Here is a 25,206-nt window from a genome sequence, read left to right as displayed (position 1 = left end):
TCTTGCGTATGAACACTATTCAGATGCAAAACTATATTGCATTGATTATTGTTTCACTGCTAGCGGTTGTCATTCTGCTCGTTGGCAGCTTTGTTCGATCTGGCAAACTAGAGCATCAAGCAGATGCCAGCATCGTTGCCAAGAAAACATTGCATTTTAGAGATCTACCTAGCGGGGCAGTAGGCGTGATTTCTGCAGATAACGGACAAATGATTGCCCAAGTTGAGGGGCAGGCTGGTTTTATCAGGGGTATTTTGAGGGCAATGGCTCGTGATCGCCGTATGCGTCAAATATCTAGTGATGATGCCTTTGAATTGGTTAGTCGCTCGGATGGAAGGTTAACCCTGATTGATTTAGCAACCAATCATCGAATAGATTTAGAGTCATTCGGAAAAGATAACGCAGCTGAATTTGCTGCATTTTTAACTATTGCGAGATAACTATGTCAAAACAAACAGTGCCTTGTCATGTCGATATGTCCAATACCTCTGAATTTCTTTATGCTCATGTTGATTTGAGTGGAGTGCAAGTTGGACCAGGAGACCAGGTCTTAGTTCATGATCCCATCGTTGACATCAATTTTGGCGAAGTGCTCAGTTACGATCGAACTGCTACGGTTTCTAAGGCGGGCATTTTTTCGCGATTATGGGTGTATCTCACAGCAAGACTAGAGGTCACTATGCTTTATGAGGTGAGCTTTTCGACTACTCGATTTAGTAAGGCTAAGAAATACCCTAGGCCGGCTCCTATGAAAAAGGCTACCCCTATTATTTTGCATGAAGGAGTAAAAGTATGAGCACCAGTGCGCCAACAATGCCAATGGGGCGTCCAGTAAATGAGTCAACCGATCGCGCTCTTGAAAATACGATCCTCAGTCCGCGCTTTTATACCACCGACTTTGATGAGATGGATCGTTTTGATGTCTCATCTGTAAAGCCTGAATGGGATCGATTGATGCAAGAGTTTGACCAAGATATTAATCAGGCTCACTTTCAGCGGCCTGAAGATATGTCAAAGGATTACTCACATCTTCCAGAGGGCCTATACCAAGAATTCCTTGATTTTTTGATTAGCTCAATTACTTCTGAATTCTCTGGCTGTGTACTGTATTCAGAAATTAAGAAATCCATCAATAATCCCGAGCTAAAAAACCTGTTCTCTTATATGGCCCGTGATGAAAGTAGACATGCTGGCTTTATTAATCAGTGGCTCAAAGATTTTGGTATTGGCGTTGATTTGGGATTTTTAGCAAGAACTAAAAAATATACCTTCTTTAAGCCAAAGTTTATTTTTTATGCAACCTATCTTTCTGAGAAGATTGGTTATGCGCGCTACATCATGATTTTTCGCATCATTCAGAAAAAACCGGAGTTACGTTTTCACCCGATCTTCTTATGGTTTGAGAAATGGTGTAACGATGAATTCCGTCATGGTGAGGCCTTTGCATTATTAATGCGCTCTAATCCAAAATTACTCAGTGGTGTGAATCGTCTATGGATACGCTTTTTCCTTATCGCGGTTTATGCAACCATGTATGTAAGAGACCATTCAAGGCCTGAATTTCATAAGGCTCTTGGAATATCGCCTACGGACTATGATCGTCAGGTACTGAAAATCACCTCCGACATTTCCAAGCAAGTTTTCCCCTTCACCATCAATCTGGATGATCCTAGGATTTGGGAGGGATTTGAAAAGCTGAGAAAGATTTCTGATGAGGTTGAGGAGCTTAAGCTAAAAGGTGGACTCTTATCTACGATCAAGCGTGGTGCTTTAGCTGTTAGTGCTGCGGCAACCTTTGTGCACATTTATTTATTGCCAGTAGTTCCCAATGAGCTGCCGGTTGATATACGCTTAGCGCCTGTTTGGTAAGCCATTATGTATTTTTGGATAAGCCCTCTCATTTTTACCATCTTTGTATGGTGGTTCAGCACGGGCCTTATCCTAAAAATAAATGGCTTGCCTAAGCGGTATTTCAAGGCAATTTTCACTTTCTCCTTGATCGTTTTACTGTTTGCCTTTTGGGGGCTGGGAATTTCTAGCCAACAGGCAACAGTGGCTGGAGCATATTGTTCATTTACCTGTGCAATCATTATTTGGGGTTGGCAAGAACTTGCTTTTTTACTGGGCTATATTACCGGATCAAGGCGGACAGATTGCCCGCATGGGCTTGGCGGACTAAGACGAGCTTGGTATGCCTTTCAGACGATCAACTATCACGAGATGACCTTGCTCACTCTGGGCGTCCTCATCTTCCTCATGAATATCGATGCCGTGAATCACACCGGTTTTTGGACGTATATCATCCTCTGGGGAATGCGACAAAGCACCAAGATTAATGTTTTCTTGGGTGTACTCAATTTTAATGAAGCCTTCTTGCCACAGCATTTGAAATATCTCATTACTTACTTTAGACGTAAGGCAATGAATCTTTTGATGCCATTCTCAATTTTGGTTTCAGTGCTCTTTTTAGTGCCTATTTGGTCGCATGCAGCTTCCGATTCTTCTGCTTATGAAATCACATCATCAGCATTGTTGGGTACGCTATTAGCACTTGGATTGTTGGAGCATTTATTTCTTGTGATGCCATTTCCTAGTGAGTTATTGTGGAAATGGGGCTATAAAAATCATCGTTAAGTAACAGTACCTCATGCTTTCAAAAAAAACTATCTATCTAGCTCAACCACGAGGCTTTTGTGCCGGCGTGGAGAGGGCTATTCTTATAGTGGAAGAAGCGTTAAAGAAATATGGTGCGCCAATTTATGTTCGACATGAAATTATTCATAACGCCTACGTTGTGAAAGATTTTGAATCGCGTGGAGTGGTATTTATTAATCAGTTAGATAAGGTGCCCAAGGGTGCTATTCTGATTTTTAGTGCACATGGAGTCTCTAAAGCGGTTCGTTATGAAGCAGATGAACGCCAATTTCAGGTATTTGATGCCACCTGCCCCTTGGTTGCGAAAGTTCATGCAGAAGTAGTCAGCCTGAAAGAGCGGGGCTTTCAAATTATTATGATCGGTCATCGCGGGCATCCGGAGGTTGAGGGTACTATGGGGCAAGTTGATTCATCGATTCATTTAATTGAGCATGTACCAGATGTTGATCAGCTTACTTTTGATAAAGATGAATTACTTGCTTATGTTACTCAAACAACTTTGTCGGTTGATGAGACGCAAGAAATTACTGCTGCATTAATAAAAAAATATCCACAGATTCATGCTCCCAAGAGGCAGGATATTTGTTATGCCACTCAAAATCGACAAGATGCCGTCAAAGCAATGATTCCTCACGTGGATATCGTCATTGTGGTCGGTAGTCAAAATAGCTCTAATTCCAAGCGACTACAAGAGTTGGCGAGCAGCTTGCAGGTGCCAGCATTCTTAGTGGATGATCCTAGTCAGATCAAATCAGAGTGGTTTAAGTCGGTGAAGAATATTGGGGTTACAGCTGGTGCCTCAGCGCCAGAGTCTTTAACCAGCGAAATCATTGATGCGATCAATTCCCGTTACAGGGGTTCAGTTGTACCTATGCCGGGAATCGAAGAAACCATCAGCTTTTCCCTTCCAAAAGGCTTATTGAAGGCAGCTTAGGGTTAAATCCCCCCTTTCCCTTGATATATAAGGGTTTTCACTGGTAAAAACAGGCTAAAAAAGTGTCAAATTTAATTGACACTTTAATATGTCAATGACAAAATCATTTACATGAATCTGCCAGAACCAAGAGCAATTTTGACGCTTTTAAAGCCTATTACATGGTTTCCGCCCATGTGGGCATTTGCTTGTGGATCGATTACTGGCAGCGAAAAAATTGTTGAGAACCTCCCGATATTTTTTCTCGGTTTGGCGCTGACTGGTCCTCTGGTGTGTGCTTCAAGCCAAGCAGTGAATGATTGGTATGACAGACATGTCGATGCAATTAACGAGCCAAATCGACCCATTCCTTCTGGTCGCATTCCTGGGAGATGGGGCCTTTATATCGCCGTGATTTGGTCATTGATTTCTTTATGGGTCGGAAGCTTCTTAGGTCCAATTGGATTTCTGGCAACCGCACTAGCTTTAGTGTTGGCATGGTTCTATAGCATGCCACCTATTCGCTTTAAAAATAATGGTTGGCTGGGTAATCTTGCTTGCGGTGTAAGTTACGAAGGCTTGGCTTGGGTAACTGGCGCTGCGTTGTTGTCTGGTGGAGTGGTGCCGAGTAAGCCATCTCTTTTACTTGCAGGTTTATATAGCGCAAGTGCTCACGGCATCATGACCTTAAATGATTTCAAGGCAATCGAGGGTGATCGACAAATGGGAGTGCGATCACTGCCTGTTCAGCTTGGCGCAATCAGAGCGGCTCAAGTTTCTGCCGCCTTTATGTTACTTCCGCAAGTGATCGTTTTACTTTTGCTTCTCATGTGGGATAAGCAGAACTACGCAATAGTAATTGGTGCGTTGATGATTGGACAAATTATCTTATTGCGTGATTTTTTAAAAAGACCGATTGAGAAAGCACTTTTTTATAGCGGCTTTGGAGTGCCTCTATTGGTTTCCGGAATGATGGTAGCTGCTTTTGCAGTGAATAGCCTGGGCTTGGAGTCATGAGTATCACCTTGACCCAGCCGCTCTTTCAATCATCCACATTTGGGTGGATCAGTATTGTGCGTCTGGGCTTGGTGCAAGCAGCTATCGGGGCCATTGTTGTCATGACAACTTCTACCTTAAATCGCATTATGGTTGTTGAGTTGGCTTTGCCTGCAAGCCTTCCTGGCTTATTGGTCGCAATTCATTACTTTGTTCAGGTCATCAGGCCTCGTATGGGATTTGAGTCTGATATTGGCGGCAAAAGAACGCCATGGATTATCGGTGGCATCAGTTTGCTGGCCTTAGGGGGCTTTGGTGCTGCAATCGCTACAACCCTGATGGGCTTTCATTTAATGCTTGGTATTGCAGCAGCAATCGTCGCTTTCTTCTTGATTGGTATTGGCGTTAGTATCAGCGGGACTTCATTGCTAGCTCTGCTCGCTAAGGGGGTAAGTGATGAGAGAAGGGCGGCTGCGGCTACAACAGTTTGGCTCATGATGATTTTTGGATTTGCTCTGACTAGTGGTATTGCAGGAAAGTATTTAGACCCCTATTCGCCAGAGAAGGTCATCCTGATTTCAGGAATTATTTCATCTGCTGCCTGCATGATTGCTGTGTTGGCTTTATATCGGCTTGAGGGCGATGCGCTAGAAAATAAACGTGTTGGTGCTGCTCAAAAAATTCCTTTTAGAACAGCATTGACCGACATTCTGGCTGATCCAGACACTAGAAAATTTACCATCTTTATTTTTCTGTCGATGTTTGCGTTCAGTGCACAGGATTTAATTTTGGAGCCGTTTGCCGGAATGATTTTTAAATACTCTATAGGTGAGACAACCAGCCTATCAGGGATTCAACACTCTGGAGTGCTCACTGGCATGCTTTTGGTGGCAGTTTGTGGTTCTAGCAGACTAAGGCGTTATTTTGGCTCACTCAGATCTTGGATGATCTATGGCTGCCTGGCCTCAGCGTTGGCAATGTTTGGTTTGGTGATTGCTGGAATCGTCGAGGGAGACTGGCCACTAAAACAGAATGTATTCATTTTGGGTCTTGCCAACGGCGCCTTCTCTATTGCAGCAATCGCATCCATGATGCGCTTAGCGGTTGTTGGTGGAGGGGGCAAAGAGGGGGTCCGAATAGGTTTATGGGGAGGAGCGCAAGCGATTGCTTTTGGCTTGGGTGGTCTTTTGGGAGCTGGAGCAAGTGATCTTGCACGCTCTATTTTTACCAATCCAGCCTGGGCATATTCTTCAGTCTTTTTTATTGAAGCAATTCTATTTATTGCTTCTGCTTATATGGCATCTCTGGTTGAAAGTAAACAAAGTAGCGCTAGTGGAGCGAGGTAAAACATGACAACAGAATTTATTTATGATGCAGTAGTCGTTGGCGGTGGACCCGCAGGTGCTACTGCAGCTCAAACGCTTGCTCAAAAGGGCAAGCATGTCTTGCTATTAGATAAGCGCGGACGCATTAAACCCTGTGGTGGAGCAATACCACCACGTCTAATCAAAGATTTTCAGATTCCAGATGAGTTGTTGGTTGCTAAAGCAAAATCAGCTCGGATGGTTTCGCCTCTAGGAAAAACGGTAGACATCCCTATTGAAAATGGTTTTGTAGGAATGGTTGATCGGGCCCAGTTTGATGAATGGCTAAGGAAGCGCGCAGTTGCAGCAGGAGCAGTTCGTGAGGATGGACTATTTGAAACCCTTCAGCGAGAAGGTGCCAACGTCCGCATTTACTATCGCACACGAGGAGCGCTTGATGGCGACCAGGGCGCGGTGAAGAGTGTATTGGCAAAAGCAGTGGTAGGTGCTGATGGCGCTAAATCACAAGTTGGTAGAAGCGCAGGTGTAAAAGGATGTGCTGAAGCAAATTATGTGTTTGCTTATCACGAAATTATTAAAACTCCATCTGATAAACCACTTTCATTTGATAGCAGTCGCTGTGATGTCTTATATCAAAAGCCAGTATCCCCAGATTTTTATGGTTGGGTATTTCCACATGGCGACACTATTAGTATTGGCACGGGAAGTGCAGATAAAGGCTTCTCTCTTAGAAATGCAGTTGCCAAGCTGCGCGCAGATATCGGCTTAGAGGGAGCGGAACTCATTCGCCATGAAGGGGCACCATTACCGATGAAGCCCTTGAAGAAATGGGATGATGGGCAGCAAGTAGTTTTGGCTGGCGATGCTGCAGGTGTTGTTGCTCCGGCTTCAGGTGAGGGCATATATTACGCCATGCTCGGCGGTCAATTGGCTGGTGAAGCCGTTGCTGAGTTTATCGAGAGCAAGGATCCCGCAAAACTCCAGTTGGCCCGTAAGCGTTTTATGAAAGAACACCGCATGACCTTTTTAGTCTTAGGCATCATGCAATATTTTTGGTATTCAACCGATAAAAGACGTGAGAGCTTTGTCAAGATGTGCGAAGACAAAGACGTTCAAAGATTGACCTTTGAGTCTTATATGAATAAAAAGTTAGTTCGTAAAAAGCCTCTCGCACACTTCAAAATCTTTATCAAAGATATGGGGCATCTTTTAGGCTTGGCTAAGGTATGAAGCTCTTTTTTCAACATAAGTACCTCTGGATGATTGCAGCTTGGATGGTTGCTACATCCATCTTGGGTGGTATGGCCACAAAGCTGGGCCCTTGGTACTTTTCCTTGATTCAGCCTCCTTGGAAACCACCAGATTGGTCATTTGGAGTCATTTGGACCATTATTTTTATTTTGTCTGCATTGGCATGGATGATTTCTTTTAATAGCAACCCAACACCATCGCAGAAAAATAAAATCACCTTTCTTTTTGTGCTAAATGGTTTTTTAAATGTACTTTGGAGTATGTTTTATTTCCGCATGCAACATCCTGATTGGTCGTTAGTAGAGGCTTTTTTTCTGTGGGGTTCTGTACTTGCCATTATTTTAGTGATGTGGCCAATACGGAGAATTGCTGCGTATCTCATGCTGCCATATCTCATTTGGGTCACGATTGCGATGTGCCTAAATTGGGATACGCTTGTTTTGAATCCAGGTGCTTACTAGACATATGTCAAGTATGAAATTGCTCAACCTTGGTGTCAATCACCATACAGCTCCTATTGATATTCGGGAGAGTGTGGCGGTTGCGCCTGAGGTTTTGCACGACTCTTTAATAGATTTACGTAAATATCTACAAAGAGAAGATGCCGAGAATCAGCCAGAGGTGGCTATTCTGTCAACCTGTAATCGGATGGAAATCTATTGTGCTGCCAATGATGTTGAGTATGAGGATCATCATTTAGAAAGCCGCGCTTTTGAATGGTTGGCCGCTCAAAACAATGTTCATAAAAACGAATTACGCCCCTATATCTATTCGGCAAAGGAAAGCGATGCAGTCAAGCATGCCTTCAGGGTGGGTAGTGGTTTAGATTCTATGGTTCTAGGAGAAACCCAAATCCTAGGGCAAATGAAAAAGGCAATCGAAAATGCTAATCAAGTAGGTACATTAGGTACTTACTTGAAGCCTTTATTTGATAAAACATTTTCAGTAGCCAAAGTGGTTCGAGGTAATACGAAAATTGGGGCCCATTCAGTATCGATGGCGGGCGCCTCTATCAAGTTAGTTGAGCGCATCTTTGGAAAAATTAGTGATTGCAATGTTTTATTTATTGGTGCCGGTGAGATGATTGGTCTTTGCGCAAATCATTTTGCCAGCAAGAACCCCAAAAAGATTGCTATCTCTAATCGAACAATTGATCGAGGTAGTGCATTAATTCAGACATTTGCTAGCCAAAATTTGCAGACAGAAGTCTTTCCTTTAGCAGATTTACCGCAGCACTTAAGTCAATACGACGTGATTGTTTCTTGTACGGCGAGTTCCTTACCGATTGTAGGTATGGGAATGGTTAAAACAGCACTCAAGACTCGTCAGTCTCGCCCTTTAGTTTTGATCGACTTAGCCGTGCCAAGAGATTTTGAACCAGAAATTAAGAGTTTAAAAAATGCTTACCTTTACTCTGTTGATGATCTAGGTGAAATAGTCAATGCTGGAAAAGCAAACCGCCTTGAATCTATTGGCGAAGCAGAGAAAATTATTGAAAAAGGGGTTGTGGAGTTTTATGAAACCCTAGGGAAGAGAGCGGTTGTTCCTATCATTAAGTCAATCCAAGATGTAGGGGAGCAATATCAAAAGATTGAGCTAGAAAAAGCAAGCAGAAGACTTGCAAATGGTGATGACCCTATGGTTGTACTTTCACATATGGCAATAGCACTTGCGAATAAGTTTATGCATGCCCCAATACATGCTTTGAAGCAGTCTTCCGATGCCAATTTGGAAGAATATAAAAAAATCATATCTAAAATCTACTCATCGAAATGAGGTGGCTATGCTCAAAATGACTAACCTCCTTGAAACCATATCTAACCCGCAAGACTTGAGGGAGCATGAGGTATCTAAGCTTCCCCAGATTGCGCGAGAGTTGCGAAACTTTATATTGAGCTCGGTTTCAAGCACTGGAGGACATCTTTCATCTAACTTGGGAACTGTAGAGCTCGCCATCGCATTGCATTATGTCTTTGATACGCCTTATGACCGTTTAGTTTGGGATGTGGGCCACCAAAGCTACGCTCATAAAGTACTTACAGGTCGCAGGGATGCGATGTCGGGTCTAAGGCAATTCGGCGGTATTTCAGGGTTTCCTAAGCGTAGTGAAAGTGAATACGACGCATTTGGAACGGCTCATTCATCGACCAGTATTTCGGCAGCATTGGGGATGGCGGTCGCTGCTAAGACAAAAAATGAGAAACGTAATGTAGTAGCCATTATTGGTGATGGTGCAATGAGTGCTGGCATGGCATTTGAAGCGATGAATAATGCTGGCGTGAATAAAAAAGTACCGCTTATTGTGATTCTGAATGACAACGAGATGTCAATTTCACCAGCAGTAGGCGCGCTGAACCGCTATCTAGTGAAGTTAATTTCTGGTTCTATGTACGCGGCCACTAAACGGGGTATTGATAAAGTGCTCTCTGTAGCGCCACCCATTCGCGAATTTGCAAAAAGATTAGAAGGGCATGCTAAGGGAATGGTAGGTCCTGCAACTATTTTTGAAGAGTTTGGGTTTGACTATTACGGTCCAATTGATGGCCATAATTTAGAAGTATTAATTTCGACCCTACAAAACATTAAAACCCTTGCTCAAACGGAGGGACCCCAGTTCCTTCATATCATTACTAAAAAAGGCAAAGGATATTCATTAGCAGAGCAAGACCCAATTGCCTATCATGGTCCAAGTCCATTTGACCCGTTAGTAGGGATTGTGACAAAGTCAGTGGCTAAGAAAACCTACACCCAAGTATTTGGTGAGTGGTTATGCAATATGGCAGAGGTGGATGAGCGCTTGATCGCCATTACTCCTGCCATGCGCGAGGGCTCGGGATTAGTAGAGTTTGAAAAACGCTTTCCGGATCGATATCACGATGTGGGGATAGCGGAGCAACACGCCGTTACCTTTGCAGCTGGCATTGCATGCGAAGGGCTTAAACCAGTAGTTGCGATCTATTCAACTTTCTTGCAGCGCGGCTATGACCAGTTGATACATGATGTGACTTTACAAAACTTGCCGATCGTATTTGCTATTGATCGAGCAGGTATGGTGGGTGCGGATGGAGCAACCCATGCGGGAGTATTTGATATTGCATTCTTGCGCTGCTTGCCAAACTTATTACTCATGACGCCTTCAAACGAGCAAGAATGCCGAGCAATGCTAACTACCGCCTTTAAACACAATGGTCCAGCAGCAGTCCGTTATCCACGAGGTTCTGGAGCAGGACTAGAGACAGTAGGCAAGCCCTTAGAAACATTGCCAATTGGTAAAGGGCTCGTAGTACGCAAAATAGAGGTGACTTCGCCTCTAAAGAAAAGAATTGCTTTTATTTGTTTTGGGCCATTACTCTACAGCGCTCTTGCCGTAGCGCAAGAAATCAACGCCACCGTGGTAGATATGCGCTTTGTGAAGCCTTTGGATGAGAAATTATTGCTAGAAATTGCAAGCACTCATGATGGACTTGTTTTTGTTGAAGATAGCGCGATTAAGGGCGGCGCTGGTAGTGCTTGTTTAGAAGTGCTATCGGATAACAATGTCCATATTCAATCTTTATTAGTGGGACTGCCAGATGAGTATGTAGAGCATGGTGAGCTTAATTTACTTTTAGATAGCTATGGTCTGTCTAAGGAAAAGATTAAACAAAGAGTTTTGGCCCGTTTTTTATAAGGCCTGATGAATAGTGGAGTCAATTGAGATTGCCCCATTTCGTGATTTATGTACCGATTGCGGCGTATCTCGAACTACGCAGCCCAAACGATGCGCAACTGCCTGTCAGTTTATTCAGCCTAATTACCCTAAATTTGAAACATTAGCTCACGGTAGAGAGCGTGTTCAAGATGGTTCTGACGAGATCTTCTTTGGCCCCTATTTAGAAATGTTTAGGGCCAGGTTAAAGACGCCATTAAAGGGTGCTCAGTGGACCGGAATTATCACGCGACTGTGTGAGGTGTTACTGGAGCAGGGGATTGTTGAGGCGGTGATTACCATGAGCTCAGACCCTAATGATCGCTGGAAACCAGTTCCGGTGATCGTGACGAGATCTCAGGATATGGCGCAATGTAGGGGTATGAAGATGGGCTATGCCCCAATTATTCAATACCTTGAGCAAGCAAAAGATCTGGGGTATAAAAAAGTAGCCATGGTGGGTATTCCATGTCAGGTCTATGCTGCAAGAGCACTCGAACAAGAATTGGACTTTGAGAAATTATTGATTATTGGCTCGCCTTGTTCCGATAACACGACTACCGAACATTTTCATCAATTCTTAGGCCTACTTTCCGAAAAGCCGGAAACGATTTCTTATCTGGAGTTTAGAGCGGATTATCACGTTGAGATTCGCTTTGAGAATGGCCAAAAACAAGAAATACCTTTTTTAAAGCTGCCCCTATCAAATTTACCTGCAGATTTTTTCCCTACAACCTGCAAGACGTGTGTTGACTATGTCAATTCACTTTCTGATATTACGGTTGGGTATATGGCAGGCACAGGCGAGCAGTGGGTCATTATTCGCAATGTAAAAGGAAAGGGTTTAGCGAGCTTACTTGCGGCAGAGCTTGTTTTAGAGCCTGTAACTTCTGCCGGTAATCGCTTAAGTCCTGTAAAGGGTTTTATGAAGAATGTGGAGTTAGCAGCCGGCGGGTTGCCATTGCAAAGAATGCCAAATTTTTTAAGAGGAATATTTGCCTGGGTAATGCCGCGGTTTGGACCTCGTGGTCTTGAGTTCGCAAAAGCGAGAATTGAGATGAAGGCAATCGAATCTATTGTTCATTTACGAAATACTGCGCCGCACAAAATAAAGAATATGGTCCCCGACCATGTATGGAGGCTAACGAAAAGATATGGTTTAGAGCCTCAAAATGATGAAACTAAAGGCTCTAGGGAAAGCACCTAGAAATAAGTCTTTGTGATTTGATCTAAATCAATTTATAAAGTAAATATTCCAATAAAGAGGCTCTTAGGCAGCCACGGTATTTTTCAAAAAACTCTTTTGAGACCGTGTCTTGATCAAGTGATGTTCATGAATTTATCCAGGCTAGTGAGCATTACTGGGCTCAAAAAGAAATCTACTCGTGACGATTTCAATTTAGATCAACAACAGACGACCAAAGCGTCGAATGACATGTGGGAGGACTGCTTAGTATCTAATGCGCCCACAAAATCAACATTTGAGCAAGACAAAAAAACTCATCCAATAGAAAAAGCCTGTACCGAAGGTGAGTATCTTGAATCTCTCGTGAAAACCATTGAGGGAAATATTCTTCCTTTGATGATTGAGCAACACTTAGAGTCATCGATTCCTGCGCTGTTGCCAGTCAAGCAAATCATTGATCAAAAAGCTGTGGATGATTTAACCAAGTTAGTGTTACAAGAAGATGCTCGTATTTCCGTTGACTACGTAAAAGAGATGCATACCTCTGGAACTACTTTAGAAGATATTTATTTGCTTCTGCTCACTCCAGTGGCAAGAAAATTAGGGACAATGTGGGATGAGGATGAATCTAGCTTTACAGAGGTAACCATAGCGCTTTGGCGGATCAAGCAATTAATGTATGACTTAAGCCCCATTTTTCAACAGTATTCTGATCAGGGTAAAGCCGGCTCCAGCATTATGTTAGTGCCATTGCCTGGCTCCCAACATAACTTAGGCCTTTTTATGGTCTCTGAATTTTTTGCAAAAGCGGGATGGCGCATATGGGGTGAATTGGCTGCCACCGAGGAAGACATTATCTCCATGGCTGCAAACGAATGGTTCGATGTTGTCGGTTTATCAGCCAGTGTTCGAGAGCAATTTCCACAACTGAAGGAATTAATTAAGAGCATTAAGGCTAAGTCCAAAAATCCTAAGGTAGGCGTCATCATCGGTAGTCCCGTATTTAATCAATTTCCGGAGCTTGTGGCTGATCTTGGGGCAGATATGGTTGGCATGGATGCTGAGGACGCGCTTGAAAAAGCAAGCTTTTATGTTGAGCGATTGCGCTAAATCATTAATGTTTATCTATGGCAGTCCAGCTAGAAAACGATTTATTCATCAAAGCTTGTTTTTGTCGCAAAACAGATAGAACGCCTGTTTGGCTAATGCGTCAGGCTGGAAGATATTTGCCTGAGTATCGAAATACCAGATCTAAGGCAGGAAGTTTCTTGGACCTGGCCAAAAGCCCCGATTTTGCTACCGAAGTAACACTCCAACCCATTGATCGTTTTGGCTTAGATGCGGCAATTTTATTTTCAGACATCTTAACCATTCCCGATGCTATGGGCTTAGAGCTATCTTTTGAGAATGGCGACGGCCCACGGTTTGCTAAGCCCTTAACTTCTGAGCGTGAGGTGAACCAATTATGTATAGCCAATATGGAGCAATTGCGTTATGTTTTTGATGCGGTAAGCTCAATTGCAAAGGCACTTACCTCAAATGGAAAGCAGCAAGTACCTTTAATTGGATTTTCTGGGAGTCCTTGGACCTTAGCTTGCTACATGATTGAAGGCTCAGGCTCTCGCGATTTTTCCTTGGCTAAGAAGATGTTGTATGAGCGCCCCGATCTTTTGCAAAAAATACTAGATATCAATATTCAGTCAGTTAGTGAATATTTGCGCTTACAGATAGATGCGGGTGCACAGGCTGTGATGATATTTGATACCTGGGGTGGTTTATTAACTTCAGAGGATTATTTGCAATATTCCCTCCAGCCTATGACTAAGATTATTAAAGACATACGTAGTCATCCAAAATACACAACAGTACCCATCATCTTGTTTACCAAGGGAGGTGGGATTTGGTTAAGTGATATTGCTAAATCAGGAGCCGATGTGTTGGGCATAGACTGGACCATCAATTTGGCTAGGGCGCGAGAGGTAATTAATCAAGCAACGAGCAAGCATTTAGCGATACAAGGAAATCTAGATCCATCCATCCTTCTATCCAATCCAAAAGAGATTGAAAAAAGAGTTCAGCAATGTTTTGAAGATTTATCTAATGTCAAATTGGCAGAGGGAGACCCACTAGACGGGCATATTTTTAATCTGGGCCATGGTATTAGCCAATTTACGCCCCCTGAAAATATTGCTGCACTAGTCTCCAAGGTCCGCCAGTGTTCAACTGATTTTAGGTTCAGCAAGGTTTAGGGGCGGCATAGTGGCTGGAGGCGTGTGCTGGTTATTGTGTATCCCCTGCGATACCAAAGCTTTTATGCAGATATGCGTAGCAGAGCTCGTTAATGAGGGAGTAGGACTTTTACCTTTGCTTTAAGTAATGCTTAATCATCCATAAAGTACTTTGGAGCAACGATGTGTTTAGATTATTGCCCCAAAGATTTTTGCTTTATATTAAGTTCTACATTCATTTTCGAAAACTCACCAATGTCAAGCAATTCGAAGGGCGGTCTTAAGCTAATTAATAAGGATACCCTTTGGGATAAGGCGTATTTCTCCTTGCGAAGCGCATTGCTGGCTGGCAAGTTTGTTCCTGGCGAGCGAATCATTTTGAGAAAAGTTGCTCAGGATCTGGGGATTAGTCTTACCCCAGTTCGCGATGCCATCAATCGTTTGGCCGCTGAAAATGTGCTTGAGAGGGGCGGTGTTGGGCAAGGCGGTGGTGCCTCGGTACCGCTTTTGAATGCTCATGAGTTTGATCAATTGATGTCGATACGCAGTAGCCTAGAACCATTAGCTGCTGAGGCAGCCGCTAAAAACGCAAATAAAGCAGAAATTACTGAAATAGCAGAACTGCTGACTCAAATGAGAGATTTAGCTGAAACTGGAAATCTAGCTTCTTACTTAGACGCCCACTACAAGTTTCATTTTGGGATTTACAAATTGGCTAACCAATCTATTTTGCTTCAGGCTATTGAAGGTGCTTGGCTTCGTTGTGGACCAACTTTAAATCTGGCATTACCCGAGTACAAGCCCGGGCAAAAAAGACATAAACATCATCTGGCTGCCTTGAATGCCTTAAAAAAGGGTGATGGTATAGGGGTTGCTCAAGCAATCCGTGCCGACATTGATAGTGCTCGACACGATATCTGTAATTTGCTAGATTAAATTCGTGGTTCAAATTAGGGTTGATATTTGTTCTCTAAAATGAATGTTATTTGTTATAACATTAGTATAATTCGTGCTTAAAGGAGTTGATATGAACACATTTAAAGCAGTAGTAAGTGCGATGGCGGCTACCAGCCTGGGGGTTTTAGTAGCCTTTAGCTCTGCTGTAGCCGCTGATTTTCCAACAAGGGAGATAAAGTTGGTGGTGCCTTGGAATGTTGGCGGATCAAATGATATTTCGGCTAGATTAATTTCAAAAATTTTGGCCGATGAAGGAATTATAGTAGTAGTAGATAACGTTGCGGGGGCGACAGGAACCATTGGTATGGCAAAGGTTGCTAATGCAGAACCAGACGGCTACACCATTGGCATGGGTACTAGCTCTACTATGGCAATGATTGCGCAGGGTTTAACACCGCTAAGGAATGAGCAGTTTGCTCCGATAGCACGCGTAACAACCGATCAATTGTTGCTACTTGTGCCGAAGGATAGTCCAACAAAAGATCTTGATGCATTTGAAGCAATGGTTAAAAAGAAGCCAGGAAAAATATCCATTGGTACACCAGGCAGTAATAATTTAAATCATATTTTTGCAGTGATGACGGGTAATGTTGTTAACTCCGAAATTATTACTGTTCCATATACTGGGGGTGCTAAGGTGATTATTGATCTAGCTGGCAAGCAGCTTGATGCAGCAGTACTAAAGCCATCTGAGAGTAAAGCGCAGATGGATTCCAATATGGTGATGCCTTTGGGTGTATTTGCAAATGAGCGAATTAAATCAATGCCCAATATTCCTACTTTTAAAGAGAAGGGGTATAACGTTTTTCCATATGGACCACTAGTACAAATGGCATATCTTGCAGCTCCTGCAAAGACTCCGCCAGATATTCAAGAAAAATTAATTGCAATTTTTAACAAGGCTATCCAGGATCCACGTTTTAAGGCCGCATCTGAAGATGGCGGCGCAAGGGTTGATAGCCTTACCGGTAAAGCTTTGGGTGCTGAAATTACCGCCGTGACAAACACCTTAGCAGTTGTTGGAAAAAAAGTATTTTCTGAGAAAAAATAAATAATCTGTGTTGAAAGAATAGTAATGAGTCAAATCAAAAAAGTAAATTGCCATGTCGTCTCTGCTCCTGTAGAAAAGCCATTTACCTCTTCCAGGGGTTGGATTTATAAAACGAGGGGCTCTTGCATTGTCGAAATTGAAACAAGTGATGGCATAGTGGGCTGGGGAGAGTGTTACGGGCCTTCGGCGGTATCAAAAGCGTTTATTGATACTCAATTTGGCCCTCGCATTATCGGTAGGGACCCGTTTGACATAGAAGTAATCTGGGAAGATTTATATAATCGTATCAAGGACTATGGTACTAAAGGTATGGCAATTTCTGCTATCAGCGGAATTGATATTGCCTTATGGGACATCATTGGTAAATCTTGTGGAAAGCCAATCCATAAATTGATTGGCGGTTCTTATCGTGAGGAAGTAACACCTTATGCCACAGGCCTATATTTTATTGATATGGATCGCTTAATTGAAGAGGCGGTTGAAGAGGCTATTGAATTTAAGGAAAACGGCTTTACTGCTATCAAAATGAAAATTGGCTTAGGCGATTTAAAGTTAGATATTCGGCGAGTTGAGGCAGTCCGCAAGGCAGTGGGGGATGATATGCGCCTGATGGTTGATGCTAACCATTGTTTTACGGTACCCCAGGCCATCAAGATTGGCCGAGAGCTTGAGAAGTTAGATATTGAATGGTTTGAGGAGCCGATCTCCCCTGAGGATTTAGATGGCTATGTTGAGGTGACTCGTGCGCTGGATATGGCTGTAGCTGGTGGTGAGAATGAATTTACCCGATGGGGATTTAGAGATATTGTGGTGCGTAAGGCGATGGACATTGTGCAGCCGGACGTTTGTGCTGCCGGCGGTATTAGCGAATGTCGTAAGATCGCTACCCTTGCTAGCGCCCACGGTGTAGAGTGCGTTCCGCATGCGTGGGGATCGGTGATTGGGGTCGCTGCAACTTTACATTTTTTAGCAGCGCTTCCGGATCAGCCGCCTAGCTTTAAAGGGAATCCACCCTTATTCGAGTTTGAGCAGTGTGAGAATCCATTCCGTGATTTGTTATCAGTTGATCCTATTATTCAGCGTAATGGTAAGGTAAGCGTACCAACAGGACCGGGTCTTGGTATTGAGATTAACCGTCATATCCTTGATCAATTTCGAGTCGCATAGATTGCAGCTATGCGTTACTTAACATTTATGCCAAGTGGGAGGGCGCCTAGAGTAGGGGTGCTACTGAGTGACTCTTTGCGTGTACTAGATCTCTCTCATCAAAGCTTTAGTGACATCATGGGAAATGAAAGTCACAGCATGCTTAAGATGATAGAAGCAGGCTTACTCTCCATTACTCAGAAAATCGCATCCAAAATTGAGGGTGGAAACTATCATCAGGATGCTGTAGTGAGCATCAATGACATTACAATTTGCTCCCCAATTCTCAATCCTGGAAAGATTGTGGGCGCTGCATATAACTTTACAGATGCATTAGATGAGCGTTCTATGCCATACCCAGCAGAGCCAGTTATTTTTATTCGTTCTGGAAGTACCGTTATAGGACCAAATGATCCCATCCTAATTCCGCCAGATGTTGGTAACGTAGGCTATGAAGCGGAGCTAGCGGTAATTATTGGAAAACGCGCATTGTTTATAGATCCGGAGGGTGCGATGGACTATGTTGTGGGTTATACAGTGCATAACGATGTCAGTGGCAGCGGCATGATTAAGCAAGATAAAGGTAACTTTGTCCGCGGTAAGAATATGCCTGCTTCTGCCCCCTTTGGCCCTTTTTTAGTCACTACTGATGAGGTCGCGGATCCATATGCCATTCAAATTACACTAGACGTGGATGGCAGACCATTGCAGGATGGCACAACAGGCACAATGCTTTTTAAAATAGCAGAATTAATCTCCTATATTTCTAAGCAAATGCCACTTGAGCCTGGGGATATTATTGCGACAGGTACTCCAGCGGGCTTGGCAATGATGCATCAGCCAACTGCATGGCTTGAACCAGGGCAAACTGTTCGTGTAGAGCTAAAAGGGTTAGGAGTGCTCAATAACCCAATTAAAAAGGGAGTACCATTTCTTGAGTAAAAGATTTAAAGTTCTTTTAACTAATCCTATACATCCGGAGTGCCAGCAAGCACTGATGAGAGAGTGCGACGTGGTGCTTGCTCCGGATATAAAGCCTGAGACCTTAAAAGGACTGATTTCAGACTGTGACGGTTTGATTGTTCGCTGTCAGTTGCCTCAAGATATTTTTGCTGATGCCCTGCAATTAAAAGCAGTCGTACGTCATGGTGTGGGATTGGATTTTATTCCAGTCGATACCGCTACCCAAAAAGGGATACCTGTTGCTAACTTACCAGGTTCGAATACGAATGCTGTGGTTGAGTATTGCTTGGCTGTCATTTTTTACTTCCGGCGCCGCTTAGCTTTAATTGATACACAATTGCGAAGTCAGGGATGGGCAAAAGCTCGACCGCTGGCCGATCCCTCAAACGAGATAGCAGCTACTACCTTGGGAATTATTGGGTTTGGGGCTATAGGTAGCAAATTAGCAAATGCGGCGAGTGGCCTACAAATGAAAACTATCGCGCTTACTAGACGCCCAGAGACACTCCCGAGCGGAATTCGTGCCGCTACAAAAACAGAACTATTTTCTGAATCAGATGTGATAGTTGTGTGCTGCCCTTTGAATGAGAGGACCCGCGGAATAGTTGACCAAGCTTCAATCTCAATGATGAAGCCAAATGCCATTCTGATAAATATTGCTCGCGGACCAGTAATAGATACGCAAGCAATTATCAAGGCCTTAAAAGCGGGAGATATTGCTGGTGCAGCGATGGATGTGCATGATCAGCAACCTCTGACTGGAGCTGAGCAGATTTTTGATTGCCCAAATTTATTACTTACTCCCCATATTGCATCCATTACTGCTAGCAGTATGAAAGGCATGAGCGAGGGGTCCGTAAAGACTATTCTTGCCATTCTTAATGGCGAGCGCCCTGAAAATATTGTTAATCCAGACGTATTTCTTTAATTGAGAAAAACATGACAAGTAATCCAATGCGTATCGTAAAGTTAGAGGCTGTTCCTATTTCGTTTCCCGTTCCTGAGAATAAGTCTGTTCGACTGGGTATTGGTAAATGTGTGAAGCGCGATTCAGTACTCGTACGCATCGAAACAGAGGATGGCCATATTGGCTGGGGCGAGGCACATCATGGACGTGCTCCAGGTGCAATTGCAAAGTTAATTGATACGACTATGCGAGAGTTGGTTCTCAATAGCGATGCCATGGATATTAATGGTATTTGGGCACGCGTTTACAAAATGCAAATCTCAAGCCATGGAATGGGTGCAGCTGCCGTATTGGCTTTGAGCGGCATTGATATCGCGCTCTGGGATATACGTTCTCAGATCATGCAACAACCTTTATATCGCATGTTGGGTGGTGCCTCCAAAAAGATTAAGGCATACGCAGGTGGTATTGCCTTGGGATGGCAAGAACCAGTATCTTTGGTAAAAGAGGCACAAGAGCATATTGCTACTGGGTACCGAGCATTAAAGCTACGCGTGGGAGATACCGCTGAGAAAGATATCGAAAGGGTGCAGGCAGTTCGTCATGCGGTAGGCAGTGATATCGATATATTGGTGGATGCCAATACGAACTACACATTGGCAGATGTCCGCAAGGTAATGCCCGCCTTTGATGAAGCTGGTGTGAGTTGGCTAGAGGAGCCATTTCCACCTCAGGATCGCAAGGCATACCATATGGCTCGTAGCTTAGGTCGAGTCCCATTTGCGGCTGGAGAGAATCACTATACCCGCTATGATTTCTCAACCCTATTGGATGATGGAGATGTTCAATTCATTCAGCCTGATTTATCAAAGACTGGTGGCGTTACTGAAGCTATGAGAATTGCAGCAATGGCGAGTGCCAATAAGTTAACGATTAATCCCCACACTTCTGCTACCGCAATCAATATGGGAACAACAATCCATTTTCTTTCTGCTATAGATAATCCAGGATATTTTGAGGGAGACGTTACTTCATTAAATCCCTTTAGGGACGAGATGATGGATAAAGCTGCCTATGAACTTGATGCTGAGGGTTATGTAAAACCATATGATGGTATAGGTATCGGAATGAAAATCAATCTAGATTTTATCAAAGATCATCCTTTGATTGATGGGCCTTGCTATATTTGATAGCTACTTCTAGGGGTGATTCAAAGCGCGCTTACTTGCTATGCACTGCTACACGCCGCCCACAGATCCCCTATTTGTGAGCGCTACTCCTCTAAATCCTCACTACTATCATCGATTCGATATTCCACCTTCAATTTTTTGAGTATGGCATTTAAGGGTGGATTTGTATCATGCGCGGACGGGTCAGTTAAGTAGCAATAGCCGTAAAAGGGTATTGGCTCCTTTTCAGCATGCTCACGATCTTCACTTGTAAAGGTGGTCATCATAGCTCTCCCCAATTGAGACAATAGGTGGTTACCTATGGGCTGTTAGAACAAACTGAGAGTATCCAGTAAGGAGTAGAATTGCTCTTCATCTCCCATAAGTAGATCTCATTTTCAATGAATGAATATGACATCTCTATCATGAATTGAAATAATTTTAATTTATTTTAAATAGTGAAATTGTTCTATTTTGGCTTGATAGATCGGCCTTAAATGTGACCAAGACGGTTGATAAAATTCATATAAACGTCATGTAAAAGGTGGAGCATCACAGTCAAGTTCAATGCCAAACTGATGGAGAGACAAAGATGCTAGATCAACACTTAAATGACAAGGTGATACATTTAAGAAGAAGAGCTGCTGAGTATTTTCAAAAAGCCGCATGGAATCAGTTATTAGCCTTAGATCATTATCAGAAGAATGATTTATTAGCTGCTGAACGTTTTGCGCAACTCTCTTTCGATGATCAAATGAATGGAGTAGAGTGTGCGGAGTTAGCCGATGCGGAATCACTCCTATTTCTTGATCTAAATGTGGAAGAAGAGTATTGATGATTCCTGATGCATTATTACGATTGAGAGCTTCTATTATGAAACGAGCATTCCTTTTATGCCTCTTGATAGGCTCTGAATCTAGCTTTGCGATTGCTGAGCTAACTCCCTATGATCTAGAAGTAGCTGTAGCAAAATCTGGGGCAGGTTTTCAGGTGCAGGCCAGCTATATCGCTCCCGTGAGTCAGTGCGAGGCATATACTTTTTTGACAGATTATGAGGATACGAAAACCATCCCTGGAATTGTTGAGTCAAAAGTGCGCAAAAGGAATGGTAATAAGGTAACTGTAGATAGAATGGTCGAGGAGCGAATTTTATTATTCCCGATTCAGTTTCGGTCAGAAGTGGAGTTTACGGAGTTCCCACATCAGGGACTTAATTTTATTCAGACTAAAGGCGACAACAAATCCTATTCTGGGACGTGGCGAGTACAAGCCAATGAGAAGGGCGCGCTGGTGCGATATTCCAGCATCATCGAGCCTAATTCCCTGATTCCAAATGGAATCATCGAGTATTTCTTAAGAAATAATATTCGCCGAGGTTTTGAAATGATGGCCGAGGGAATGGAGCGCAGCAAAGATACTCTGAGCTTAGCCTGTAAATAGCTTAAGTTGATGCAGTGTTTTCAAATAAAGCCTCACCCATCCGAATATTGTCGCCAAGATTTAAGCTTGGTAGTAATCGATAATTTTTTGGGGCAAAAACAATAATAGTGGAGCCGTGTTGAAACCAGCCTAGCTCTTCACCACGATGAACGGCTACATTGCACTCAATTTCATTAGGGCCTTGATACCGTAGATGGAAGAGTAGATTGATACAGTGCATGCGAATGCTGGCAACAAGAATGGCTGCTACAGGCACCAGAGTCAGGGTAGCATTCGGCATCTCTTTGTCTGCGTGATCAATTTCACATTCAATCACAGCCCTCTCATTTTTACAAAACAGTCTTTCAACTCGTTTGAGTGCGATCGGATTTACATTCCAAGTATCGCCAGAGATATAAGTGATTTTTCTAATCCGCATGGCAGCTGGCGCATGAAACCGGTGGTACATGCTTGAGGTCAGGCGCAAGGTTACGTATTCACACCCCTCATAGCTTTTGGCTAAGATTTTGTTGGGTATCAGATCATCTAAGGCATAAGGAAAGCCTTTGGCTTGAAAAACTTCTCCATTTCTGACTTGACCGAACGCCCCAATTAGAGCGTCACACGGACTTACAAGATAACTTAAGCCTTGATTAATTAGTCTAGCGTTAGGCTTGAGTTCCCGTGTAAAACACGCATGCATACTTTTAAAGTGCTGATTTTTCGCTTCTGATAAATCCAGCGCAGAAAAGAACTTCCAAACCTGAATGGAGACAAAAGCAATCACTGGGTTCTCAATTTGGCTAAACCAGCCAATAAAGCGAGTGAGCGCATTACGAGGAATGCGGTTAGTTAGAAGAAAATTGAGATCCTCTTGGGATAGGATGTTTTGGATCGTTTTTTTCATTGACATAATTATGTCAAATAAATGAAGTAAAAGTGTAATGAATAAATCATTGGAGTATCTATGGATAGTTGGATCGTATTCAGTATATTCGGTGCAGGGTTGGGAGTGTGGTTAGTTAGAAAGCTCTACACCAGATTGCAACTATCTAAGGCCAAGCACCCTTCATTAGCTGGCCACTCACGCATGGCAAAGAGGGTAGCCCGTTTAATTCCTTTTTATTCCTTTAATCGAGATTCCTTTTTTAAGGTCGATGGGGCGCCAGACAATATCGCCTCCTTAAGAGAAGCTGGCTTCATGCGCCTAGCGCATATCTATCAAGAGCGATTTGCAAAATCAGTGAGTTTGACAAATCAGGCAGCACAAAACATCTCTGATTTGCAATTTACAGGCAGGTATCGCGTGCCCTTTCAATTTAGCCAAATTGTCAGTGAGCACTTGAAATCAGGTAGCTTTATGCAGTCTTCATCAGGGGTCACATTGACTGATTTGGATGGCAATACTTTTTATGACTTAACTGGATCCTATGGCGTCAATGTGCTCGGATACGATTTTTATAAAAGATCGATTGAAGAGGGTGCTAGGCGCGTATCTGAGCTTGGTCCTGTTCTAGGGTTTTATCACCCCATCGTTGCTGACAATGTGAAGCGTTTAGAAGTTATTTCAGGGTTAGATGAAATTTCCTTCCATATGTCTGGTACAGAGGCTGTGATGCAGGCAGTACGCCTAGCTCGCTACCATACCAAGCGAAGCCATGTAGTCCGGTTTAACGGGGCGTATCACGGCTGGTGGGAAGATGTTCAGCCCGGCATAGGTAACCCCCTTCCACCGAGAGAAACCTACACATTAAAAGACATGGATCAAGATACTTTACGGGTACTGCGCAAGCGGAAAGATATTGCCTGCGTATTAGTAAATCCATTGCAAGCAATACATCCCAATAAAGGGGCCCCCAGCGACTCATCTCTATTGGATAGCTCACGTACTGCGCATTATGATCGTGCCGCATATACCAAATGGCTCAAAGAGCTCAGAGAAGTCTGTACACAGAATGGCATTGTGTTGATTTTTGATGAGGTATTTGTAGGATTCCGTTTGGCTCAGGGTGGTGCCCAAGAATATTTTGGCGTAAGGGCCGATATGGTGACCTACGGTAAAACCTTAGGCGGTGGCTTGCCGATAGGCGTAGTGTGCGGACGTAGTGATTTAATGAAGCGCTTTAGGGATGAAAAACCTGCCGACATCTGTTTTGCACGCGGGACGTTTAACTCACATCCCTATGTGATGGGGGCAATGCAGGTATTTCTAGAACAACTAGAAACCCCCGAAATCAAAAAAATGTATGTGGATTTAGACCAAGTTTGGAACCAGCGCGCCAATAGTTTGAATGAACAACTGATTTCTTTAGACTTGCCGGTCAGGGTCGCAAATATGTCGAGTATCTGGACCATCAATTTCACTGAGCCAAGCCGCTACAACTGGATGTTTCAGTATTACTTAAAGGAGCAAGGACTAGCGCTTAGTTGGATTGGTACGGGAAGATTTATTTTCAGTCTGAACTACAGCGATTCAGACATGCTAGCCGTTCAAGAACGCTTCATTGCTGCAGCACAGTCCATGAAACAAGATGCTTGGTGGTGGAATGGAAACAGCCTGAGTAATAAAGCGATCAAACGTCAAATTATTAAAGAGATGCTATTTAGCAAAAAATAGCATCTCTGCCCTATCTGTACTAAGTGTTGACTGAGCCCAGATTTTCTTCGGTGAGTTCAAGGTGATCCATCGGATCAATGAGTTGCCCGCGTAATAAATACAGTGGGGCGGTCGCATAAATTTTTGCATCGTGAAATGGGTCTGTGAGAATTTTTGTCATCCAGGCCAGGGCTGCTTGAACGTCATGAATGAAAAAGAGATGGAAAGTGCGGAAAAGCACGCCACCAACACCCAGCCAAAGCCATAAAAGACCAGTTTGACGGATAAAACCTTCGGTATCTGTGAAGGTATTCAAAGCAACAAATTTTTGCAAGAACAGGGGGTTAACATAAACCAAGACTGGAATTGCCGCCCAAATCGATAAAAGAACAACTTTTCTATTGAGGTTATAGCCAACTTTGATTTCTTCTTTGTATTCATGAGTGGCTTTATTCACCTCATCATATCCTTTGGGCTCAAAGAAGAAGTGGCCACTTTGACGCGTAGTCATGGCAACCAACCAAGCCAATAATGAGGCTGCGATAGGGTCGGTAAACAGTAAAAAGTAAGCAGTCAAGAAACTCAGAGCGCTAACAAAGTGTAGCGATTGATTGATGCGGCTGTGATGATAGTAACGATGATCATCCCAGCGCTGTTTTTTTAGGGTTTCAAGAAATTGAATCAATTTTAATCCTCTGAATATTAGGTTTTTATATTACACAAATATGAACGTCCCTAATATTTACAATTTTTTTG

General features: G+C 43.3%; 26 protein-coding genes. 23 read left to right on the top strand and 3 right to left on the bottom strand.

Annotated features, from left to right (window positions below):
* Positions 1–8: 8 nt before the first annotated feature.
* The 20 genes from puhC to ICN45_RS04150 all read left to right on the top strand — a co-directional run bounded on the left by puhC (position 9) and on the right by ICN45_RS04150 (position 20,456).
* A complete protein-coding gene (gene puhC / locus ICN45_RS04245) occupies positions 9–440 on the top strand; it encodes a photosynthetic complex assembly protein PuhC (protein WP_216173574.1) in 432 nt (143 codons plus the stop codon).
* A 2-nt stretch (positions 441–442) separates the two neighbouring features.
* Positions 443–796 carry an O2-dependent cyclase accessory protein gene (locus ICN45_RS04240; protein WP_216173571.1) on the top strand — a complete coding sequence of 118 codons (354 nt, stop codon included), beginning with the start codon at positions 443–445 and terminating at the stop codon, positions 794–796.
* Complete coding sequence (gene acsF, locus ICN45_RS04235; protein ID WP_255531088.1) at positions 793–1,869, top strand: magnesium-protoporphyrin IX monomethyl ester (oxidative) cyclase; 1,077 nt, start codon at positions 793–795, stop codon at positions 1,867–1,869. The genes ICN45_RS04240 and acsF overlap by 4 nt, the downstream gene beginning before the upstream one ends.
* Before the next feature lie 6 nt (positions 1,870–1,875).
* The gene (puhE, locus tag ICN45_RS04230) at positions 1,876–2,634 is read left to right on the top strand and encodes a putative photosynthetic complex assembly protein PuhE (protein ID WP_216173568.1); all 759 of its coding nucleotides are present in this window, start codon (positions 1,876–1,878) and stop codon (positions 2,632–2,634) included.
* A gap of 13 nt (positions 2,635–2,647) precedes the next feature.
* On the top strand, positions 2,648–3,589 hold the full coding sequence (ispH, locus tag ICN45_RS04225) for a 4-hydroxy-3-methylbut-2-enyl diphosphate reductase (RefSeq protein ID WP_216173565.1): 942 nt from the start codon (positions 2,648–2,650) through the stop codon (positions 3,587–3,589).
* Between the two features lie 111 nt (positions 3,590–3,700).
* A complete protein-coding gene (gene chlG, locus ICN45_RS04220; RefSeq protein WP_216173563.1) occupies positions 3,701–4,585 on the top strand; it encodes a chlorophyll synthase ChlG in 885 nt (294 codons plus the stop codon).
* On the top strand, positions 4,582–5,910 hold the full coding sequence (locus tag ICN45_RS04215; RefSeq protein WP_255531087.1) for a BCD family MFS transporter: 1,329 nt from the start codon (positions 4,582–4,584) through the stop codon (positions 5,908–5,910). The genes chlG and ICN45_RS04215 overlap by 4 nt, the downstream gene beginning before the upstream one ends.
* A gap of 3 nt (positions 5,911–5,913) precedes the next feature.
* Complete coding sequence (locus tag ICN45_RS04210) at positions 5,914–7,119, top strand: geranylgeranyl diphosphate reductase (protein ID WP_216173560.1); 1,206 nt, start codon at positions 5,914–5,916, stop codon at positions 7,117–7,119.
* Positions 7,116–7,601 (top strand): TspO/MBR family protein, encoded by a 486-nt coding sequence (locus tag ICN45_RS04205; protein WP_216173557.1) that lies wholly within the window; start codon positions 7,116–7,118, stop codon positions 7,599–7,601. Before ICN45_RS04210 ends, ICN45_RS04205 begins: the two co-directional genes overlap by 4 nt.
* 13 nt (positions 7,602–7,614) lie before the next feature.
* Positions 7,615–8,916: a glutamyl-tRNA reductase gene (hemA, locus tag ICN45_RS04200; protein ID WP_216173555.1), complete on the top strand. Its 1,302-nt coding sequence runs from the start codon at positions 7,615–7,617 to the stop codon at positions 8,914–8,916.
* Positions 8,917–8,932: 16 nt separating this feature from the next.
* Positions 8,933–10,810: a 1-deoxy-D-xylulose-5-phosphate synthase gene (gene dxs, locus ICN45_RS04195; RefSeq protein ID WP_216175625.1), complete on the top strand. Its 1,878-nt coding sequence runs from the start codon at positions 8,933–8,935 to the stop codon at positions 10,808–10,810.
* 13 nt (positions 10,811–10,823) lie between these two features.
* The gene (locus ICN45_RS04190; RefSeq protein ID WP_369411460.1) at positions 10,824–12,035 is read left to right on the top strand and encodes a Coenzyme F420 hydrogenase/dehydrogenase, beta subunit C-terminal domain; all 1,212 of its coding nucleotides are present in this window, start codon (positions 10,824–10,826) and stop codon (positions 12,033–12,035) included.
* A gap of 126 nt (positions 12,036–12,161) precedes the next feature.
* Positions 12,162–13,124 (top strand): cobalamin B12-binding domain-containing protein, encoded by a 963-nt coding sequence (locus tag ICN45_RS04185; protein ID WP_216173552.1) that lies wholly within the window; start codon positions 12,162–12,164, stop codon positions 13,122–13,124.
* Between the two features lie 17 nt (positions 13,125–13,141).
* Entirely contained in the window at positions 13,142–14,263 is a 1,122-nt protein-coding gene (gene hemE, locus ICN45_RS04180) for a uroporphyrinogen decarboxylase (RefSeq protein ID WP_216173549.1), read from the top strand.
* Positions 14,264–14,497: 234 nt separating this feature from the next.
* Positions 14,498–15,178, top strand: coding sequence for a GntR family transcriptional regulator (locus tag ICN45_RS04175; RefSeq protein ID WP_216173546.1), 681 nt, complete (start codon positions 14,498–14,500; stop codon positions 15,176–15,178).
* 91 nt (positions 15,179–15,269) lie between these two features.
* The gene (locus ICN45_RS04170) at positions 15,270–16,250 is read left to right on the top strand and encodes a Bug family tripartite tricarboxylate transporter substrate binding protein (RefSeq protein WP_255531086.1); all 981 of its coding nucleotides are present in this window, start codon (positions 15,270–15,272) and stop codon (positions 16,248–16,250) included.
* Between the two features lie 24 nt (positions 16,251–16,274).
* Complete coding sequence (locus tag ICN45_RS04165) at positions 16,275–17,417, top strand: mandelate racemase/muconate lactonizing enzyme family protein (protein WP_216173543.1); 1,143 nt, start codon at positions 16,275–16,277, stop codon at positions 17,415–17,417.
* A gap of 138 nt (positions 17,418–17,555) precedes the next feature.
* Positions 17,556–18,338, top strand: coding sequence for a fumarylacetoacetate hydrolase family protein (locus ICN45_RS04160; RefSeq protein WP_255531085.1), 783 nt, complete (start codon positions 17,556–17,558; stop codon positions 18,336–18,338).
* Positions 18,331–19,287: an NAD(P)-dependent oxidoreductase gene (locus ICN45_RS04155; protein WP_255531084.1), complete on the top strand. Its 957-nt coding sequence runs from the start codon at positions 18,331–18,333 to the stop codon at positions 19,285–19,287. The genes ICN45_RS04160 and ICN45_RS04155 overlap by 8 nt, the downstream gene beginning before the upstream one ends.
* 11 nt (positions 19,288–19,298) lie before the next feature.
* Positions 19,299–20,456, top strand: coding sequence for a mandelate racemase/muconate lactonizing enzyme family protein (locus ICN45_RS04150; RefSeq protein WP_255531083.1), 1,158 nt, complete (start codon positions 19,299–19,301; stop codon positions 20,454–20,456).
* 83 nt (positions 20,457–20,539) lie between these two features.
* Here the strand turns inward: ICN45_RS04150 and ICN45_RS04145 are convergent, their stop codons facing one another.
* On the bottom strand, positions 20,540–20,722 hold the full coding sequence (locus ICN45_RS04145) for a hypothetical protein (protein WP_216173537.1): 183 nt from the start codon (positions 20,720–20,722) through the stop codon (positions 20,540–20,542).
* A 305-nt stretch (positions 20,723–21,027) separates the two neighbouring features.
* On the opposite strand from ICN45_RS04145, the gene ICN45_RS04140 reads away from it, so the two are divergent.
* Both ICN45_RS04140 and ICN45_RS04135 read left to right on the top strand, forming a co-directional pair.
* Positions 21,028–21,270 carry a hypothetical protein gene (locus ICN45_RS04140; RefSeq protein WP_216173534.1) on the top strand — a complete coding sequence of 81 codons (243 nt, stop codon included), beginning with the start codon at positions 21,028–21,030 and terminating at the stop codon, positions 21,268–21,270.
* Positions 21,270–21,875 (top strand): SRPBCC family protein, encoded by a 606-nt coding sequence (locus ICN45_RS04135; protein WP_216173531.1) that lies wholly within the window; start codon positions 21,270–21,272, stop codon positions 21,873–21,875. The genes ICN45_RS04140 and ICN45_RS04135 overlap by 1 nt, the downstream gene beginning before the upstream one ends.
* A 1-nt stretch (position 21,876) precedes the next feature.
* Here ICN45_RS04135 and asd read toward each other — a convergent pair whose 3' ends face one another.
* The gene (asd, locus tag ICN45_RS04130; protein WP_216173528.1) at positions 21,877–22,761 is read right to left on the bottom strand and encodes an archaetidylserine decarboxylase; all 885 of its coding nucleotides are present in this window, start codon (positions 22,759–22,761) and stop codon (positions 21,877–21,879) included.
* Positions 22,762–22,821: 60 nt separating this feature from the next.
* On the opposite strand from asd, the gene ICN45_RS04125 reads away from it, so the two are divergent.
* On the top strand, positions 22,822–24,471 hold the full coding sequence (locus ICN45_RS04125; RefSeq protein WP_255531080.1) for an aminotransferase class III-fold pyridoxal phosphate-dependent enzyme: 1,650 nt from the start codon (positions 22,822–22,824) through the stop codon (positions 24,469–24,471).
* Between the two features lie 19 nt (positions 24,472–24,490).
* Here ICN45_RS04125 and ICN45_RS04120 read toward each other — a convergent pair whose 3' ends face one another.
* Positions 24,491–25,135: a hypothetical protein gene (locus ICN45_RS04120; RefSeq protein ID WP_216173525.1), complete on the bottom strand. Its 645-nt coding sequence runs from the start codon at positions 25,133–25,135 to the stop codon at positions 24,491–24,493.
* Positions 25,136–25,206: the final 71 nt, after the last annotated feature.

The organism is Polynucleobacter alcilacus, from assembly GCF_018881545.1.
Classification (GTDB): Bacteria; Pseudomonadota; Gammaproteobacteria; order Burkholderiales; family Burkholderiaceae; genus Polynucleobacter; species Polynucleobacter alcilacus.
The sequence above is the reverse complement of the archived record's forward strand: the minus strand, read 5'-3'. Positions and strand labels throughout refer to the sequence as shown.

What these genes read in the sequence shown, in the direction of transcription:
- chlG (WP_216173563.1), top strand. Translation starts at nt 3,701, where the DNA reads ATGAATCTGCCAGAACCAAGAGCAATTTTGACGCTTTTAAAGCCTATT.
- ispH (WP_216173565.1), top strand. Translation starts at nt 2,648, where the DNA reads ATGCTTTCAAAAAAAACTATCTATCTAGCTCAACCACGAGGCTTTTGT.
- ICN45_RS04210 (WP_216173560.1), top strand. Translation starts at nt 5,914, where the DNA reads ATGACAACAGAATTTATTTATGATGCAGTAGTCGTTGGCGGTGGACCC.
- ICN45_RS04125 (WP_255531080.1), top strand. Translation starts at nt 22,822, where the DNA reads ATGGATAGTTGGATCGTATTCAGTATATTCGGTGCAGGGTTGGGAGTG.
- ICN45_RS04150 (WP_255531083.1), top strand. Translation starts at nt 19,299, where the DNA reads ATGACAAGTAATCCAATGCGTATCGTAAAGTTAGAGGCTGTTCCTATT.
- acsF (WP_255531088.1), top strand. Translation starts at nt 793, where the DNA reads ATGAGCACCAGTGCGCCAACAATGCCAATGGGGCGTCCAGTAAATGAG.
- ICN45_RS04135 (WP_216173531.1), top strand. Translation starts at nt 21,270, where the DNA reads ATGATTCCTGATGCATTATTACGATTGAGAGCTTCTATTATGAAACGA.
- ICN45_RS04215 (WP_255531087.1), top strand. Translation starts at nt 4,582, where the DNA reads ATGAGTATCACCTTGACCCAGCCGCTCTTTCAATCATCCACATTTGGG.
- puhE (WP_216173568.1), top strand. Translation starts at nt 1,876, where the DNA reads ATGTATTTTTGGATAAGCCCTCTCATTTTTACCATCTTTGTATGGTGG.
- ICN45_RS04145 (WP_216173537.1), bottom strand. Translation starts at nt 20,722, where the DNA reads ATGATGACCACCTTTACAAGTGAAGATCGTGAGCATGCTGAAAAGGAG.
- ICN45_RS04160 (WP_255531085.1), top strand. Translation starts at nt 17,556, where the DNA reads ATGCTTAAGATGATAGAAGCAGGCTTACTCTCCATTACTCAGAAAATC.
- ICN45_RS04165 (WP_216173543.1), top strand. Translation starts at nt 16,275, where the DNA reads ATGAGTCAAATCAAAAAAGTAAATTGCCATGTCGTCTCTGCTCCTGTA.
- hemE (WP_216173549.1), top strand. Translation starts at nt 13,142, where the DNA reads ATGGCAGTCCAGCTAGAAAACGATTTATTCATCAAAGCTTGTTTTTGT.
- ICN45_RS04205 (WP_216173557.1), top strand. Translation starts at nt 7,116, where the DNA reads ATGAAGCTCTTTTTTCAACATAAGTACCTCTGGATGATTGCAGCTTGG.
- asd (WP_216173528.1), bottom strand. Translation starts at nt 22,761, where the DNA reads ATGAAAAAAACGATCCAAAACATCCTATCCCAAGAGGATCTCAATTTT.
- ICN45_RS04185 (WP_216173552.1), top strand. Translation starts at nt 12,162, where the DNA reads ATGAATTTATCCAGGCTAGTGAGCATTACTGGGCTCAAAAAGAAATCT.
- hemA (WP_216173555.1), top strand. Translation starts at nt 7,615, where the DNA reads ATGAAATTGCTCAACCTTGGTGTCAATCACCATACAGCTCCTATTGAT.
- puhC (WP_216173574.1), top strand. Translation starts at nt 9, where the DNA reads ATGAACACTATTCAGATGCAAAACTATATTGCATTGATTATTGTTTCA.
- ICN45_RS04240 (WP_216173571.1), top strand. Translation starts at nt 443, where the DNA reads ATGTCAAAACAAACAGTGCCTTGTCATGTCGATATGTCCAATACCTCT.
- ICN45_RS04140 (WP_216173534.1), top strand. Translation starts at nt 21,028, where the DNA reads ATGCTAGATCAACACTTAAATGACAAGGTGATACATTTAAGAAGAAGA.
- ICN45_RS04170 (WP_255531086.1), top strand. Translation starts at nt 15,270, where the DNA reads ATGAACACATTTAAAGCAGTAGTAAGTGCGATGGCGGCTACCAGCCTG.
- dxs (WP_216175625.1), top strand. Translation starts at nt 8,933, where the DNA reads ATGACTAACCTCCTTGAAACCATATCTAACCCGCAAGACTTGAGGGAG.
- ICN45_RS04175 (WP_216173546.1), top strand. Translation starts at nt 14,498, where the DNA reads ATGTCAAGCAATTCGAAGGGCGGTCTTAAGCTAATTAATAAGGATACC.